The organism is Streptomyces yunnanensis, assembly GCF_029011865.1.
Lineage (GTDB): Bacteria > Actinomycetota > Actinomycetes > Streptomycetales > Streptomycetaceae > Streptomyces > Streptomyces yunnanensis.
On the sequence record NZ_CP095749.1, the window covers coordinates 6,040,220 to 6,053,640 of the forward strand.

At 72.6% G+C, this 13,421-nt stretch carries 12 protein-coding genes and 1 tRNA gene; 5 read left to right on the plus strand and 8 right to left on the minus strand.

Features of this window, described 5'->3' with window-relative positions; all coding sequences use genetic code 11:
- Positions 1 to 23: 23 nt before the first annotated feature.
- Positions 24 to 1,946, plus strand: a complete 1,923-nt coding sequence (locus MOV08_RS26410; RefSeq protein ID WP_275309100.1) for an AMP-binding protein — start codon at positions 24 to 26, stop codon at positions 1,944 to 1,946.
- Between the two features lie 139 nt (positions 1,947 to 2,085).
- On the opposite strand, the gene MOV08_RS26415 is transcribed toward MOV08_RS26410, so the two are convergent.
- From MOV08_RS26415 to ehuB, 6 genes are all read right to left on the minus strand, one after another.
- A tRNA-Lys gene (locus MOV08_RS26415) sits at positions 2,086 to 2,159 on the minus strand.
- Positions 2,160 to 2,266: 107 nt separating this feature from the next.
- On the minus strand, positions 2,267 to 3,025 hold the full coding sequence (locus MOV08_RS26420) for an IclR family transcriptional regulator (protein ID WP_039636158.1): 759 nt from the start codon (positions 3,023 to 3,025) through the stop codon (positions 2,267 to 2,269).
- Positions 3,026 to 3,596: 571 nt separating this feature from the next.
- A complete protein-coding gene (gene ehuA / locus MOV08_RS26425) occupies positions 3,597 to 4,430 on the minus strand; it encodes an ectoine/hydroxyectoine ABC transporter ATP-binding protein EhuA (protein WP_420834216.1) in 834 nt (277 codons plus the stop codon).
- A complete protein-coding gene (gene ehuD / locus MOV08_RS26430; protein WP_039636160.1) occupies positions 4,420 to 5,070 on the minus strand; it encodes an ectoine/hydroxyectoine ABC transporter permease subunit EhuD in 651 nt (216 codons plus the stop codon). Before ehuD ends, ehuA begins: the two co-directional genes overlap by 11 nt.
- Positions 5,067 to 5,807 (minus strand): ectoine/hydroxyectoine ABC transporter permease subunit EhuC, encoded by a 741-nt coding sequence (ehuC, locus tag MOV08_RS26435; RefSeq protein ID WP_067358734.1) that lies wholly within the window; start codon positions 5,805 to 5,807, stop codon positions 5,067 to 5,069. Before ehuC ends, ehuD begins: the two co-directional genes overlap by 4 nt.
- A complete protein-coding gene (ehuB, locus tag MOV08_RS26440) occupies positions 5,804 to 6,781 on the minus strand; it encodes an ectoine/hydroxyectoine ABC transporter substrate-binding protein EhuB (RefSeq protein ID WP_420834217.1) in 978 nt (325 codons plus the stop codon). The genes ehuC and ehuB overlap by 4 nt, the downstream gene beginning before the upstream one ends.
- Positions 6,782 to 6,889: 108 nt before the next feature.
- Here ehuB and MOV08_RS26445 point away from each other — a divergent pair, with 108 nt between their 5' ends.
- Positions 6,890 to 7,390 (plus strand): DUF3830 family protein, encoded by a 501-nt coding sequence (locus MOV08_RS26445; RefSeq protein ID WP_039636164.1) that lies wholly within the window; start codon positions 6,890 to 6,892, stop codon positions 7,388 to 7,390.
- A 226-nt stretch (positions 7,391 to 7,616) separates the two neighbouring features.
- On the opposite strand, the gene MOV08_RS26450 is transcribed toward MOV08_RS26445, so the two are convergent.
- Together MOV08_RS26450 and MOV08_RS26455 are read right to left on the minus strand one after the other, a co-directional pair.
- Positions 7,617 to 9,035 (minus strand): amidase, encoded by a 1,419-nt coding sequence (locus tag MOV08_RS26450; protein WP_275309103.1) that lies wholly within the window; start codon positions 9,033 to 9,035, stop codon positions 7,617 to 7,619.
- A gap of 84 nt (positions 9,036 to 9,119) precedes the next feature.
- Positions 9,120 to 10,061 carry a D-2-hydroxyacid dehydrogenase gene (locus tag MOV08_RS26455; RefSeq protein ID WP_338057193.1) on the minus strand — a complete coding sequence of 314 codons (942 nt, stop codon included), beginning with the start codon at positions 10,059 to 10,061 and terminating at the stop codon, positions 9,120 to 9,122.
- 297 nt (positions 10,062 to 10,358) lie between these two features.
- Between MOV08_RS26455 and MOV08_RS26460 the strand changes: the two genes are divergently transcribed.
- The 3 genes from MOV08_RS26460 to MOV08_RS26470 all read left to right on the plus strand — a co-directional run bounded on the left by MOV08_RS26460 (position 10,359) and on the right by MOV08_RS26470 (position 13,410).
- Complete coding sequence (locus MOV08_RS26460) at positions 10,359 to 11,258, plus strand: maleate cis-trans isomerase family protein (RefSeq protein ID WP_039636168.1); 900 nt, start codon at positions 10,359 to 10,361, stop codon at positions 11,256 to 11,258.
- Between the two features lie 155 nt (positions 11,259 to 11,413).
- Complete coding sequence (locus MOV08_RS26465) at positions 11,414 to 12,139, plus strand: maleate cis-trans isomerase family protein (protein ID WP_275309107.1); 726 nt, start codon at positions 11,414 to 11,416, stop codon at positions 12,137 to 12,139.
- 140 nt (positions 12,140 to 12,279) lie between these two features.
- Entirely contained in the window at positions 12,280 to 13,410 is a 1,131-nt protein-coding gene (locus MOV08_RS26470; protein WP_052287521.1) for an LLM class flavin-dependent oxidoreductase, read from the plus strand.
- The last annotated feature ends 11 nt before the right edge of the window (positions 13,411 to 13,421 follow it).

Here is a 13,421-nt window from a genome sequence, read left to right on the forward strand (position 1 = left end):
TACGTCAGTTATGCTCCGCCGACATGGTGGCCGACAGCTCCCGCAGCGACAGCCCGCTCGCCCGCGATGCCCGCGATCGCCGTCCGCCCGGCCGTGACGCGGCCGGCAGCCCCGCCGAGGCCGCCCCCGACCGCCCCGGCGCCCGCACCATCGCCGAGCTGCTCCAGGCGCAGTGGGGCGACCACCGCATCGCCCTCACGTACCAGGACGCGGCGCTCACCCATCACCAGGTCGCCGGCGCCGCCGCCGCGCGGGCCGCACTGCTGGGGGACGTACTGCCGCGCGGCGCGGAGCCGCACATCGGGGTGCTGCTCGACAACGTCCCCGAGTTCCCGCTGTGGTTGGGCGCGGCGGCGCTCGCCGGAGCCGCCGTCGCCGGCATCAACCCCACCCGCCGCGGCCCGGAGCTGGTCCGCGACATCGCCCACACCGACTGCGCGCTGCTGATCACCGAACGGGCCCACCTGCCGCTGCTCGCCGGACTCGACCTGCCGCTGCCGCCCGAGCGCATCCTGCTCACCGACGGCGACCCCGACGCTCCGGCCTACCGGGAGTTGCTCGCCCCCTACGAGGGCGCGCGGCCGGAGGACGTCCTCGGGTCCGCGCTCCGTGCCACCGGGCACGGCCGGGCCGGCGGGCCGGACCCCGCCACCCGTATGCTCCTCTACTTCACCTCCGGCTCCACCGGGGCGCCGAAGGCCGCGCTGTGCACCCAGGGCAGGCTCGCCGCCGCCGGCCATTCCCTGGTCGCCTACTTCGGGGTGCGCAGGGAGGACGTCCACTATCTGTGCATGCCGATGTTCCACGGCAACGCGGTGATCGCCGGCTGGTCCCCGGCGCTCGCCGGCGGCGCGGCCGTCGCCCTGCGCCGCCGCTTCTCCGCCTCCGCCTTCCTCCCCGACGTACGCCGCTACGGGGCCACCTACTTCACCTACGTCGGCCGGGCCGTGCAGTACCTCCTCGCCACCCCACCCGCCCCCGACGACCGCGACCACCCGCTGCGCACCGGGTTCGGGACGGAGGCGGGGGCCGTGGACGTCGCCCGCTTCGCCGACCGGTTCGGTGTCCGTCTGATCGAGGGGTACGGCTCCTCCGAGGGCGGCGCGTCCCTGCAACGCACCCCGGACACCCCGGCCGGCGCCGTCGGCCGCCCCGCCCCCGGGGACGACCTCGCCGTCGTCGACCCGGAGACCGGCGACGAACTGCCGCGCGCCCACCTGGACCCGGCCGGCCGGCTGCTCAACGGCGCGCAGGCCATAGGGGAGTTGGTCAATCGGGGGCGCAGCGCCTTCGAGGGCTACTGGCGCAACCCGGAGGCCACCGCCGCCCGCACCCGGGGCCGGCCGGGGGACGGCGTCGGCGCGGGCTGGTACTGGACCGGTGACCTGTTCTTCCGGGACGCCGAGGGGTTCTTCCACTTCGCCGGGCGGGCGGACGACCGGCTGCGGGTGGACAGCGAGAACCTGGCCGCCGCGGTGATCGAGAACATCCTCGCCCGCTACGCCCCGGCCACCGGAGCCGCCGTCTACGCCGTGCCCGACCCGGTCGCCGGCGACCAGGTCATGGCGGCGCTCGCGCTGCCCGACGGCACGGCCTTCGACCTGGACGACTTCGCGACCTTCCTCGCCGCCCAGCCCGACCTCGGTACGAAGATGGCGCCCCGGTTCGTGCGGGCCGTCGCCGCGCTGCCGGTCACCGCGACCAACAAGATCCATCGGGTCGCGCTCCGGCGGGCCGGCTTCTCCTGCCCGGACCCGGTCTGGTGGCGGCCGATCGAGCCCCCGACGCGCCTTCGCACGCGAGCCACGGACGGCCACGTCGAACGGCCCGGCTCCGGACGGCCCGGCTCCGCACCGTTGCGCTACCGCCGTTTCACGGACGAGGACCGTGCCGCCCTCCTGTCGCAGTACCGCGATCACGGCCGGGAGCATCTTCTGGAGCGTTGACCCATACGGATGGACGCGGACAGATATGGACGTACGCGGACGGATTGCGTCACGCGACAGTCAGGGCGCGCGTCATCACGGCATGCGAAAGGGGCTTCTCGGTGAACCGAGAAGCCCCAGGTCAGCGACCTATTCGCTGTGCGCCGCCAGGGACTCGAACCCCGGACCCGCTGATTAAGAGTCAGCTGCTCTAACCAACTGAGCTAGCGGCGCCTGCTGACGAAAGAAATACTACCTGGTCGAGAGGGGTGCTCATGACCACCCTGGTGATCGGGCCCGGAGGGGCCCTGTGCCGGGGTCCTCACTGCCGGCACCGGTGCTCAGATCGCCAGTGACAGCAGGACCGGCGCGGCCTTGCGGTTGAGGGTGTCGGCGGCCTGCCGCAGGCGGTGGGCGTTCTCCAGCGGCATCGACAGCGCCAGACAGCCGACCGTCTTGCCGGCGGTGATCGGCACCGCGGCGCAGACCGTGCCGACCGCGTACTCCTGGAGGTCCAGGACGGGGACGGTCGGTGGCTGGCTGTCGAGCTTGTGGAAGAGCACCTTCTCGTTGGTGATCGTCCGGGAGGTGAGCCGGGCGGTCTTGTGGCGTGAGAGGTGGTCCATCCGCCCGTCGTGGTCGAGCTGGGCCAGCAGGCACTTGCCGACCGCGCTGGCGTGTGCCGTGCGGCGGAATTCGGCCCACTCGTTGACCTTGGGGGCCAGCGGGCCGTCGGCGTAGTGGAGGATCTTCACCTCGCCGTCGATGTACCGGCTGATGTAGACCGCCGCCCCGACCGAATCGCGCAGCTGGTCCAGCGTGCGCTGGAGCTTGTCGCGCAGGGCGCGGCTGCGGTCGGAGTCCGAGCCCAGCAGGAGCAACGACTCGCCGACGACATACGCGCCGTCGGCGAGCTGTTGGGCGTAGCCTTCGCGGCGCAGCATCGACAACAGCTGTGTGAGGTGGGCTGCCGGCAGGCCGGTCTCGCGAGCGATCTGCGCGTCGGTCACGCCATCGGCGTGCCGCGAGATCGTTTCGAGTACGCGTAGGGCGTGCTGCACCGAATGGAACGGCGCGGTCGGCTCGGGCTTCAGCGCCACGGTGTCCCCCTAGGAGGTTGGTACCGCTTGCGTCGTGACCGTTGTCGGCGGGTGCGACCACGTGGAACGCGGTTCGCTTCCGGACAACGGGCTCGTATCACGATAGCGGTCAACGGGCCCGGATGGAGGGGGTCTTGACCGAAAACCGGATTGGTTCACGCGTCTGTGCAGGCGCCCTACACTCTGGCATATGCCCAGGTCATGAGCGGAGCGTGGGATGCCCCGCGGACCGGCGACAACGGCGGACCGGAGCCGACCGGCCGGTCCGCTGACGTTCGGGGTTGACGGCCGGTGGTGACGTGCGGAGTTGACGGAGTGTCGGGTTTTCGCCTGAGGCTCGCACGCCCCGCCCTTCCACCTGATGTACGTCTTTCCGTCTGATGTTCATACACCTCACCCGTCACCTGCGGCGCAATGGTCACGGATGTCTCAAAAATGCGCGGTGCGCGGTCCCGGCACCCTGCCCACCGGGCCGACGGGACGCGGGCGGGGCGTGCGGAGACGCGCACCACGTGCCGTACCTCCGCACGCCCCCGGGCGGCGCCCTTCGGGGCACCGCCGCCGGCGCCGCCTACCGCACCGCGCTCAGGAACTCCCGGGTCCGCTCGTGCTCCGGAGCCGTGAAGATCTGCTCCGGCGGGCCGAATTCGATGACCCGACCGGCGTCGAACATCATCACGCAGTCGGAGATGTCCCGGGCGAAGTTCATCTCGTGCGTCACGCAGAGCATGGTGATGTCCGTGCTGCGGGCGATGTCCCGCAGCAGGTCCAGGACGCCGGCCACCAACTCCGGGTCCAGGGCCGAGGTCACCTCGTCCAGCAGCAGCACCTGCGGGCGCATGGCCAGCGCCCGGGCGATGGCGACCCGCTGCTGCTGGCCGCCGGAGAGCTGCGAGGGGTACTTGTCGAGGTGGGCCGTGAGGCCGACCAGGTCCAGGAGCTCGCGGGCGCGTTGCTCGGCCGCGTCCTTGTCCATGCCGAGGACGTGCACGGGGGCCTCGGTGATGTTCCGCAGCACCTTCATGTTGGGGAAGAGGTTGAACTGCTGGAAGACCATGCCGATGTTCTTGCGGATCTCGCGGCTGTAGCGGTCGCTCGCCGGGACGAGTCTGCCGCCCTTGTCCTCGTGGGTGAGGTACCGGTCGCCCAGCTTGATGGTCCCCTCGTCCGGCTTCAGCAGCGTCATCATCAGCCGCAGGATCGTGGTCTTGCCGGAGCCGGACGGGCCGATCAGGGTGACGTGCTTGCCGGGGTAGACCTTCATGTCCAGCGCGTCGAGGACGGTGTGCGAGCCGAACCGCTTGGTGACCGCCTCGAAGCGGATCAGCTCGGTCTGTCCGGAGGCGGAGGCGGCGTCGGTGCCGTCGGCGGGCGGGGTGTTCGGGGTGCTGTGGTCAGCGGACAAGGCGGCGCTCCAGGGCTCGCAGGAGAAGGGAGGCGGGGTAGGCGATGGCGATGAAGGCGACCCCGACGACCGTGTACGGCTCGACGGTCTGGAAGGTCTGGGACGAGAACTGCCGGGCCTCGCCCAGCATCTCCAGCACACCGATGGCGAAGAGCATCGGCGAGTCCTTCAGCATCGCGATGACGTAGTTGCCCAGGGCCGGCGCCACCCGGCGGATCGCCTGCGGCAGGATCACCGCGGTCCAGGTGCGGCGGCGCGGCAGGCTGAGCGCGATCGCCGCCTCCCACTGGCCGGCCGGGACGCCGTCGATACCGGAGCGGTAGACCTCGGCGGTGTACGTCGAGTAGTGCAGCCCCAGCCCGATCACGCCGGTGGCCAGGGCGCTGAGCGTGACACCCCACTCGGGCATCACGTAGAAGAGGAAGAACAGCTGCACCAGCAGCGGGGTGTTGCGCACGAACTCGGTGAGCGCGGTCACCGGCCAGCGCACCACCTTCAGGGACGAGCGCTGCGCCAACGCCCAGACCAGGCCGAGTCCGAAGGCGATCAGCGACCCGAGCGCCAGGGCCTGGAGGGTGACCAGGACGCCGTTCCAGAACGTCGGCAGGAAGGCGCCGACCGCGGACCAGTCGAACTTCATCGGGCCTCACCTTCCGCGGGAGCGGCGGCACCGGTGACGGTCGGGCCGGTGGCGGGCCGCAGTCGCGACCGCCCGGCCGGCGCCTGCCCGATGCCGGCCTTGGCGTGCCGCTCCACCGCCCGCATCCCGCGGGTCAGGGCGAACGCCAGGACGAAGTACATCACCAGGATGATCGTGTAGACGGGGGCGCTCTGCGCGGTGGCGTTGCGCACCAGGGAGGCGCCGAAGGCGATGTCGCCGACGCCCAGGATCGACACCAGCGCGGTGCCCTTGAGCAGCTCGATCAGCAGGTTGTTGAACGGCGGGACCATGCCCGGCCAGGCTTGCGGCAGGACGATCTTCCGCAGCGTCTGCGCGGGCGAGAAGCTGAGCGCCACGCCGGCCTCGCGCTGCCCCGGCGGCACCGCGGCGATCGCGCCCCGGACGACCTCGGACCCGTACGCGCCGTAGGTCAGCCCCAACGTCAGCACCGCGGCCCACATCGGGGCCAGCTGCCAGCCGAAACCCATCGGCAGCACGAAGAACATCCAGAACATCAGGATCAGCGCGGAGGTGCCGCGGAAGATCTCGAAGTAGGCCCCGGACAGGAACCGCACGATCCACCGCCGGTGGGTGCGCGCCAGGCCGATGCCGAAGGCCGCGACGGCGGCCAGTGCCGCGCTGTAGACGGTCAGTTGGACGGTGATCCACACGCCCTTGAGGAGGAGTTCCCACAGACCCCAGGTGATGTCGCTCATGGCCGGCACTTCTCCTTGGCGGTGATCTCCGTCATCTGCTGCGCGGTGAAGCCGAAGGGCCGCATGAGGTCCAGGAGCTCCCCGGACCGCTTCATCTTGTGGAGCTCGCGGTTGAACGCGTCACGGAGGTCGGTCTCCGGGGTGCGGAACGCGAACCCGCCGACGTCGATCACCGGCTTCCCCTTCACATACGGGGTGACCTCGGGCGTGGCCTCCGCCTTGGTGGTGCGCGACTGCTTCACCACGTTGCGGACCGTCACCGCGGTGCCGACGAAGACGTCCACCCGTTCCTGCTCGACCGCCAGCAGCCCCGCCAACTGGTCGGGCAGCGTGGTGATGTGGGTGACCCCGGCTTCCTTGGCGTAGTCGATCTCGGCGTAGCCGACGCCGGTGGCCATCCGCGCGCCGGTCCGCGCGATGTCCTTGTAGGTGCGCAGCTTCAGCGGATTGCCCTTGCGGACGATGAAGGCGTCCAGCATCTGGTACTCGGGATCGGCGAAGATGACCTGCGCGCAGCGGTCGGGGTTGATGTACATCCCGGCCGCGACCACGTCGAACTGCTGGGAGTTCAGGCCGACGATCAGCGAGCCGAAGTCGGTCGGGAAGGGCTCGACGCGCGGGACGCCGAGCCGCTTGAAGATCACCCGGGCGATGGTGGGCGCCGAACCGGTCATCTTGCCGTCGGTGCCGATGTAGCCGTACGGCTGCTCGCCGGCCAGCCCCAGCGTCACCGAGCCCTTGGCGCGCAGCCGCTCCAACAGCCGCCCGCCGCCCTGCGCCTGCGCGGTCGGGACCCGGCTGCAGCCGCTGGCCGCGCCGATCGCACCTGCCGCGCCGAGCGCCGCCACCCCCGCGAGCAGCGACCGGCGGCGGAGACCGCTGGCCCGTTGTCCTGATATCTCGGGTCTCCAGGGGGTGTGGCCTTGAGGATGTGGTCCCTGATTGTCTGAGGTTGTGCTCTGTGGTGGAGCCATGGGCGCGCGGCTACCCGAACCGTTCACACCTATGCCGATGGTTTCGAGCCCTTCACACCGCCGCGGGAGATGTTCCCGTACGCCGGTATTGCCCCCTACGCTCGGGATATGACCGATCGCTTCATCGAAGTCTCCCTGGACAAGCGCGGCGTCAGCTGCACGGCCAAGTTGCTCGACGATCGCGCTCCGCTCACGTGCGCCGCCATCTGGGACGCGCTGCCGCTCGGCGGCGACGTCTACCACGCCAAGTACGCCCGCAACGAGATCTACGCCCTGGTCCCGCCGTTCGCCCCCGAGGAGCCGCCGCTGGAGAACCCCACGGTCACCCCGATCCCCGGCGACCTGTGCTACTTCACCTTCAGCGACACCCAGTTGGGCACCGCCTCCTACGGCTACGAGAGCGCGGCCAAGCACCGCGGCCGCGCCACCGTCGTCGACCTCGCGCTCTTCTACGAACGCAACAACCTGCTGATCAACGGTGACGCGGGCTGGGTGCCGGGCATCGTCTGGGGCGCGGTCGTCGAGGGCCTGGACCGGATGGCCGACGCCTGCCAGGACCTGTGGCGCGCCGGGGCGCTGGGGGAGACCCTCGCCTTCCGCCGGGCCTGACGCCCGCCCTGACGCCCGTCCTGGCGCCGGGCCCGATGCGGGGCCCGGCGCCGCGTCCACCATGGGGCCCGGCGCGCGGGCGCTCCGTGCGCCCGGGGGTGTCGGAATTCCCTCCGCCCCCGCCGCGTTGTGGCCCCGTAGGGGGCGTACCCACCCCCTACGGGATCTGTTCGCCCCCGCCCTAGGGGACCCCGTCCTAGGGCACCCCCGCCGTAGGGGCCCGCCCCTACGGCACCGCCGGCGCCGGGATCCCGGCCGCCCCCGCCTCGTAGAGGGCGTGCGCGGCGCGCAGCACCAGTGCGTCCGCGTGCCGCGCGCCCACCAACTGCACCCCGATCGGCAGCCCGTCGCCGTCCACCCCGCACGGCACGGTCGCGGCGGGCTGCTGGGTGAGGTTGAACGGATAGGTGAACGGCGTCCAGCCCGTCCACCGGGCGTGGCCGGAACCGGGCGGCACTTCCACGCCGGCCGCGAACGCGGTGATCGGCTCGGTCGGCGTCACCAGCAGGTCGTAGACGCTGTGGAAACGGCCCATCGCCCGGCCCAACGCCATCCGGACGTCCACCGCCGCCAGATAGTCCAGCGCGCCGTACCGGGCGCCCTGCTCGCAGATCTCCCGCAGCCCCGGGTCCAGCAGCTCCCGGTCGGCCGGCCCCAGCGGCTGCACCAGCCGCGCCGCGCCGCTGAACCACAGCGTGTGGAACGCCGCCACCGGATCCGCCACGCCCGGGTCGACCTCCTCGACGTCCGCGCCGAGCCCGGCCAGCGCGTCCACCGCCCGCCGGACCGCCGACGCCACCTCCGGAGCCACCGGCACGTCCCAGCCCAGCGACGGGCTGTAGGCCACCCGCAGCCCCGCCACCTTCCCGGCCAGCGCCTCCCGGAACGACCCGGTCGGCGGGGCCAGCTGAGACCAGTCCCGCCAGTCCGGGCCGCAGATCACGTCCATCATCAGCGCCGCGTCCGCCGCGTCCCGGGTCATCGGCCCCACGTGCGCCAGCGTCCCGAACGGGCTCGCCGGATACGCCGGCACCCGCCCGTACGTCGCCTTCAGCGCGAAGATCCCGCAGAACGACGCCGGGATCCGCACCGACCCGCCGCCGTCCGTCCCCAGGCTCAGCGGCCCGGCCCCCAGCGCCACCGCCGCCGCACCGCCCCCGCTGGAGCCGCCCGCGGTCCGCCCCGGGTCGTACGGATTGCCCGTCACCCCGTGCCGCGGACTGTCGGTGACACCCTTCCAGCCGAACTCCGGGGTGGTGGTCTTGCCGACGAACACCGCCCCGGACTCCCGCAGCCGGGCCACCGCCGGCGCGTCCTCGTCCCACGTCGCGCCCTCCGCCCGGACGGTCCGCGACCCGCGCAGCGTCGGCGCGCCCCGCATCAGCAGCACGTCCTTGACGGTGACCGGCACCCCGTCCACCGGCCCGGCCGGCGCCCCGCGCCGCCAGCGCTCCGCCGACTCGGCCGCCCGCGCCAGCGCCTGCTCCGCGTCGATCCGGGTGAAGGCGTTGACGGCGGCCTGGGCGGCCTCGGCGCGCGCCAGCACGGCCCGGGTCACCTCCACGGGGGAGAACTCGCCGGCGGCGTAGCCGGCCGTCAGGCGGGTGGCGGTCAGGTCGGCGAGGCGGGTCGGTCCGTTGGTCATGCGTCCTCCGAGCGTCGGCCGCCCCGGGCGGGACGGCGGGCGGGGCACGGACCGCCGCGGGCCGGACCCGGACGGCCCGCGGGGTCACTGCACCGGTACGTATCCGAGGTGTTTGTCGACCACGTTGAGCAGCGGTTCCCCGGCCGCCCACCGGTCGAAGTTGTCCTGGAACTGCGCGGCGAGCACGTCCCGCCAGCCCAGGGTGTCGCCGCTCATGTGCGGCGAGACGATCAGGTGCGGCACGTCCCACAGCGGGCTGTCCGCGCCCAGCGGCTCGTGGGCGAAGACGTCCAGCGCCGCCGCCGCGATCCGCCACTCCCGCAACGCCGCGACCAGCGCCTCCTCGTCCACCAGCGGCCCCCGCGCGACGTTGATGAAGCGGGCCCGGCGCGGCATCAGCGCGAACGCCGCGGCCCCGAACATCCCCCGGGTCTCCTCCGTCAGGGGCGCCGCGCAGACCACCCAATCGGCATGCGGCAACAGCCCGTTCAGGGCCCCGGCGGCGTGCACCCGGCCGAATTCCGGATCGCCGTCCCGCTCCCGACGGCCGACCAGATCGACCTGGACACCCAGTGCCAGCAGGGTGCCGCCGACGGCCCGGCCGATCGGCCCCGCGCCCACCACCACCGCGCGGGTCCCGGCCAGCCGCAGCGTCTCCCGGTGCTGCCAGCGCCGCTGCCGCTGGAGCTCCCAACTTCCGTAGAAGTCCTTGGCCATGGCGATCACCAGTCCGGCGACGTACTCGGCGATCGGCTGCTCGAAGACCCCGCGGGCGTTGGTGACGACGGTGTCGTCGGCGATCAGCGCCGGGCACAGCAGCCGGTCCACGCCGGCGCTCGCGGTGTGCACCCAGCGGGGCCGCGGGCCGCGCCCGGGCCAGCTGTCCCGGATCGCGTCGGAGGTGAAGTCCCAGGCCAACAGCACATCGGCGGTGGGGAGTAGGCCGGCCAGGGTCTGCTCGTCGGCGAAGACCACCTCGGCCCGTCCGGTGAGCCGGTCCAGCCGTGGGAGCGGATCGGAACCCAACACGAGGACAGTGCTGCCAGTGCTGCCAGTGCTGACGGTGCTGGGGGTGCTGGGGGTGCTGCCAGTGCTTCCGGTGCGATCGGACATAGGCCAGAGAAACCGTTCTGAAACGAGTGCCCCGTCTCACGAAACAGGGCGCCGACAGATGCCTGAGATGCGAGGATTGACCACGCTAAGAAGTCGTATCTACCGTGTCAACAACGGCTCTGTCCCGACGTCCCGGCTTATCCGGCTGCATCACCTCCCCCCGGCCACTGGCCTTGCCATTCCAGCCCTTCGTGCCTTCTAGGGGCCTTCATGGACGTCTCTTTCCTGGGTGGCCCACAGCCCCAGCTCGGCGTGGGCGTCGTCGCGCCCTTCGACTTCGCGCTCGACCGCGAGCTGTGGCGCTGGGTCCCCGACGACGTGTCCCTCCACCTGACCCGAACTCCCTTCGTACCCGTCGAGGTCAGCCTCGACCTGGCCCGTCTGGTCAGCGAGCACGAGACCCTGGACGCCGCCGTCCGGGCGCTGTGCGCGGTATCGCCGCAGGTCATCGCCTATGCATGTACGTCCGGCAGCTTCGTCGGCGGCATGGCCGGCGAACGCGCGATGTGCGCGGCCATGACCCAGGCGGGGGAGGTACCCGCCCTCACCACCTCGGGCGCCGCGATCGCGGCGCTCCAGGAGATCGGGGCGCGACGCATCGCCGTCGTCACCCCGTACACCAAATCGGTCACCGATTCCCTGGAGGAGTACCTGGGCGAGGCCGGCATCACCGTCACCGGCCGCGCCTACCTTGGACTCACCCGGCACATCTGGAAGGTCCCCTACCGCGACGTCGTCGACATGGCCCGCGCGGCCGTCGTCGGTGCCGCCGACGCCCTCTTCATCAGCTGCACCAACCTCCCCACCTACGACGTCATCCCCCAACTGGAGGCGGAGCTGCGGATGCCCGTGCTCTCCGCCAATCAGGTGACGATGTGGGCCGCGCTGCGCGCCATCGGCGTGCAGGCCGTCGGCCCGTACCAGGCGCTGCTCGACCCGGTGGCGCGCAGTGGCCCGGCCGCCATGACTTGTCCGTCTGCCGGCGTACCGGAAGGCGGGCCGCAGGCCACGCCCGAGGCCGCCTTCGCCGGCACCACTGCACCTCCCGAAGGGGAAGTGGTGGACGGCGGCGATCCGCCGCCCTTCTTGCCCGATGAACTCGGGCCCTAGTTCATCCGCAAGGGAGAACTGCGTGACTCCGCTCCCCTCCTCAGGGAGGGGGCTTCCAACCCTGAGGGTTGCGGTCCAGCCCGGACCGATCCCTTGTGGGACGAGGGAACTCTACGGCGCTCCGAGAAGCCCGGTCAACGGAGAAGGAGAACTGCATGGCATCGGTCGGCTTCCTCTACCCCGGCCACTCCGCCGAGGACGACTACCCCCGCCTGGAGGCCCTCCTGGGCGGCGCGGTCCGCCTGCCGCTCGTCCACACCGACATCGGCGAGGACGCCCACCGCGTCGACGCCCTGCTGGAGATGGGCTCCGCGGCCCGGCTCGCGGCCGGCGTCGGCGCGCTGCGGGACCGCGGCGCCGAGGCCGTCGTCTGGGCTTGTACGAGCGCCAGCTTCGTCTTCGGCTGGGACGGCGCCCAGCGGCAGGTGCGGGAGCTGTCGGCCATCGCCGGGCTGCCCGCCTCCAGCACCTCCTTCGCCTTCGCGCACGCCGTCCAGGCGCTCGGCGTCCACCGGGTCGCGATCGCCGCCACCTACCCCGCCGACGTCGCCGCGTACTTCCACGCGTTCCTCAAGGCCGCCGGCGCCGAGGTCGTCGCCACCCGCGGCAGCGGCATCATCACCGCCGCCGAGGTCGGCACCTGGGGCCGCGACGAGGTGTTGGCCCTGGCCCGCGCCGGCGATCACCCGGACGCCGAGGCCGTGCTGCTGCCGGACACCGCCCTGCACACCGCCGCCCACCTGCCCGCCCTCGAAGCGGCGCTCGGCAAACCGGTCCTCACCGCCAATCAGGTGACGGTCTGGGAGGGGCTGCGGCTGCTCGACCGGCCGCTCGCCCGCCCGGAGCTGGGCGCCCTCTTCTCCCGCGCGGTCGGCGCGTAGGTCCCGCCGCCCCGCCCGCACGGAATTCCCGTCCCCGCCCGGGAATAACCGGAGCATTGCTCCGGTTGTCCTGCTCGCAGACCACCGGCGTCGGAACCCCCGACGACGTCACCACGCGCGACGCGAGGAGGACCCGCACCGTGAGCGGCGAAGACCAGCAGACCCCGAGCACCGACGACCGGCCCGGGGGCGACGGGATACCCGGCACCGCCCTGGGCACCGCACCCGTCCCCCTGTCCGTGCTCGACCTGGTGACGGTCGGCGCCGGCTCCACCGCCGGCGCCGCGGTCCGCACCGCCGTCGACATCGCCCGCACCGCCGAGCGCCGCGGCTTCCACCGCTACTGGGTCGCCGAGCACCACTCCATGCCCGGCGTCGCCTCCTCCTCGCCGGCGGTGCTCCTGGCCCATCTCGCCGCGCACACCGACCGCATCCGACTCGGCTCCGGCGGCGTGATGCTGCCCAACCACGCCCCGCTGGTGATCGCCGAACAGTTCGGCACCCTGGAGGCGATGGCCCCCGGCCGCATCGACCTGGGCCTGGGCCGCGCCCCCGGCACCGACGGCGCCACCGCCGCCGCGCTCCGCCGCACCGAACGGCTCCATGAGGGCGCCGAAGATTTCCCGCAGCAGCTCGCCGAGTTGACCCGCTTCCTCGACGACTCCTTCCCCGACGGCCACCCGTACTCCCGGATCCACGCCGTCCCCGGCCCCGTCCAGGCCGCCGCCCCCGGCGGCGTCCAGTCCCCGCACCGCCCGCCGCTGTGGCTGCTCGGCTCCTCCGGCTTCAGCGCCCGCCTGGCCGGCACGCTCGGCCTGCCGTTCGCCTTCGCCCACCACTTCTCCGCGGCCAACACCCTTCCCGCACTTGACCTCTACCGCGCCTCGTTCCGCCCCTCCGAGACGCTCGCCGAGCCCTACGCCCTGATCGGCGTCTCCGCGCTGGCCGCCGAGGACGAGCAGGAGGCGCTCCGTCAGGTCCGCACCGGCGCGCTCGCCATGATCCGGCTGCGCACCGGCCGCCCCGGCCTGGTCCCCACGCCCGAGGAGGCCGCCGCCCACCGCTTCACCGAGGTCGAGCAGAACTTCGTCGACAGCTGGCTCGGCAACGTCGTCCACGGCACCCCGGACGCCGTCCGCCAGGGCCTCGACGACCTCGCCAAGCGCACCGGCGCCGACGAGTTGATGATCACCGCCAACGCCCACACCGGCGAGGTCCGCCGCCGCTCCTACGACCTGATCGCGGACGCCTACGACTTCCCGCGGGGCTGACCGGGCGCGCG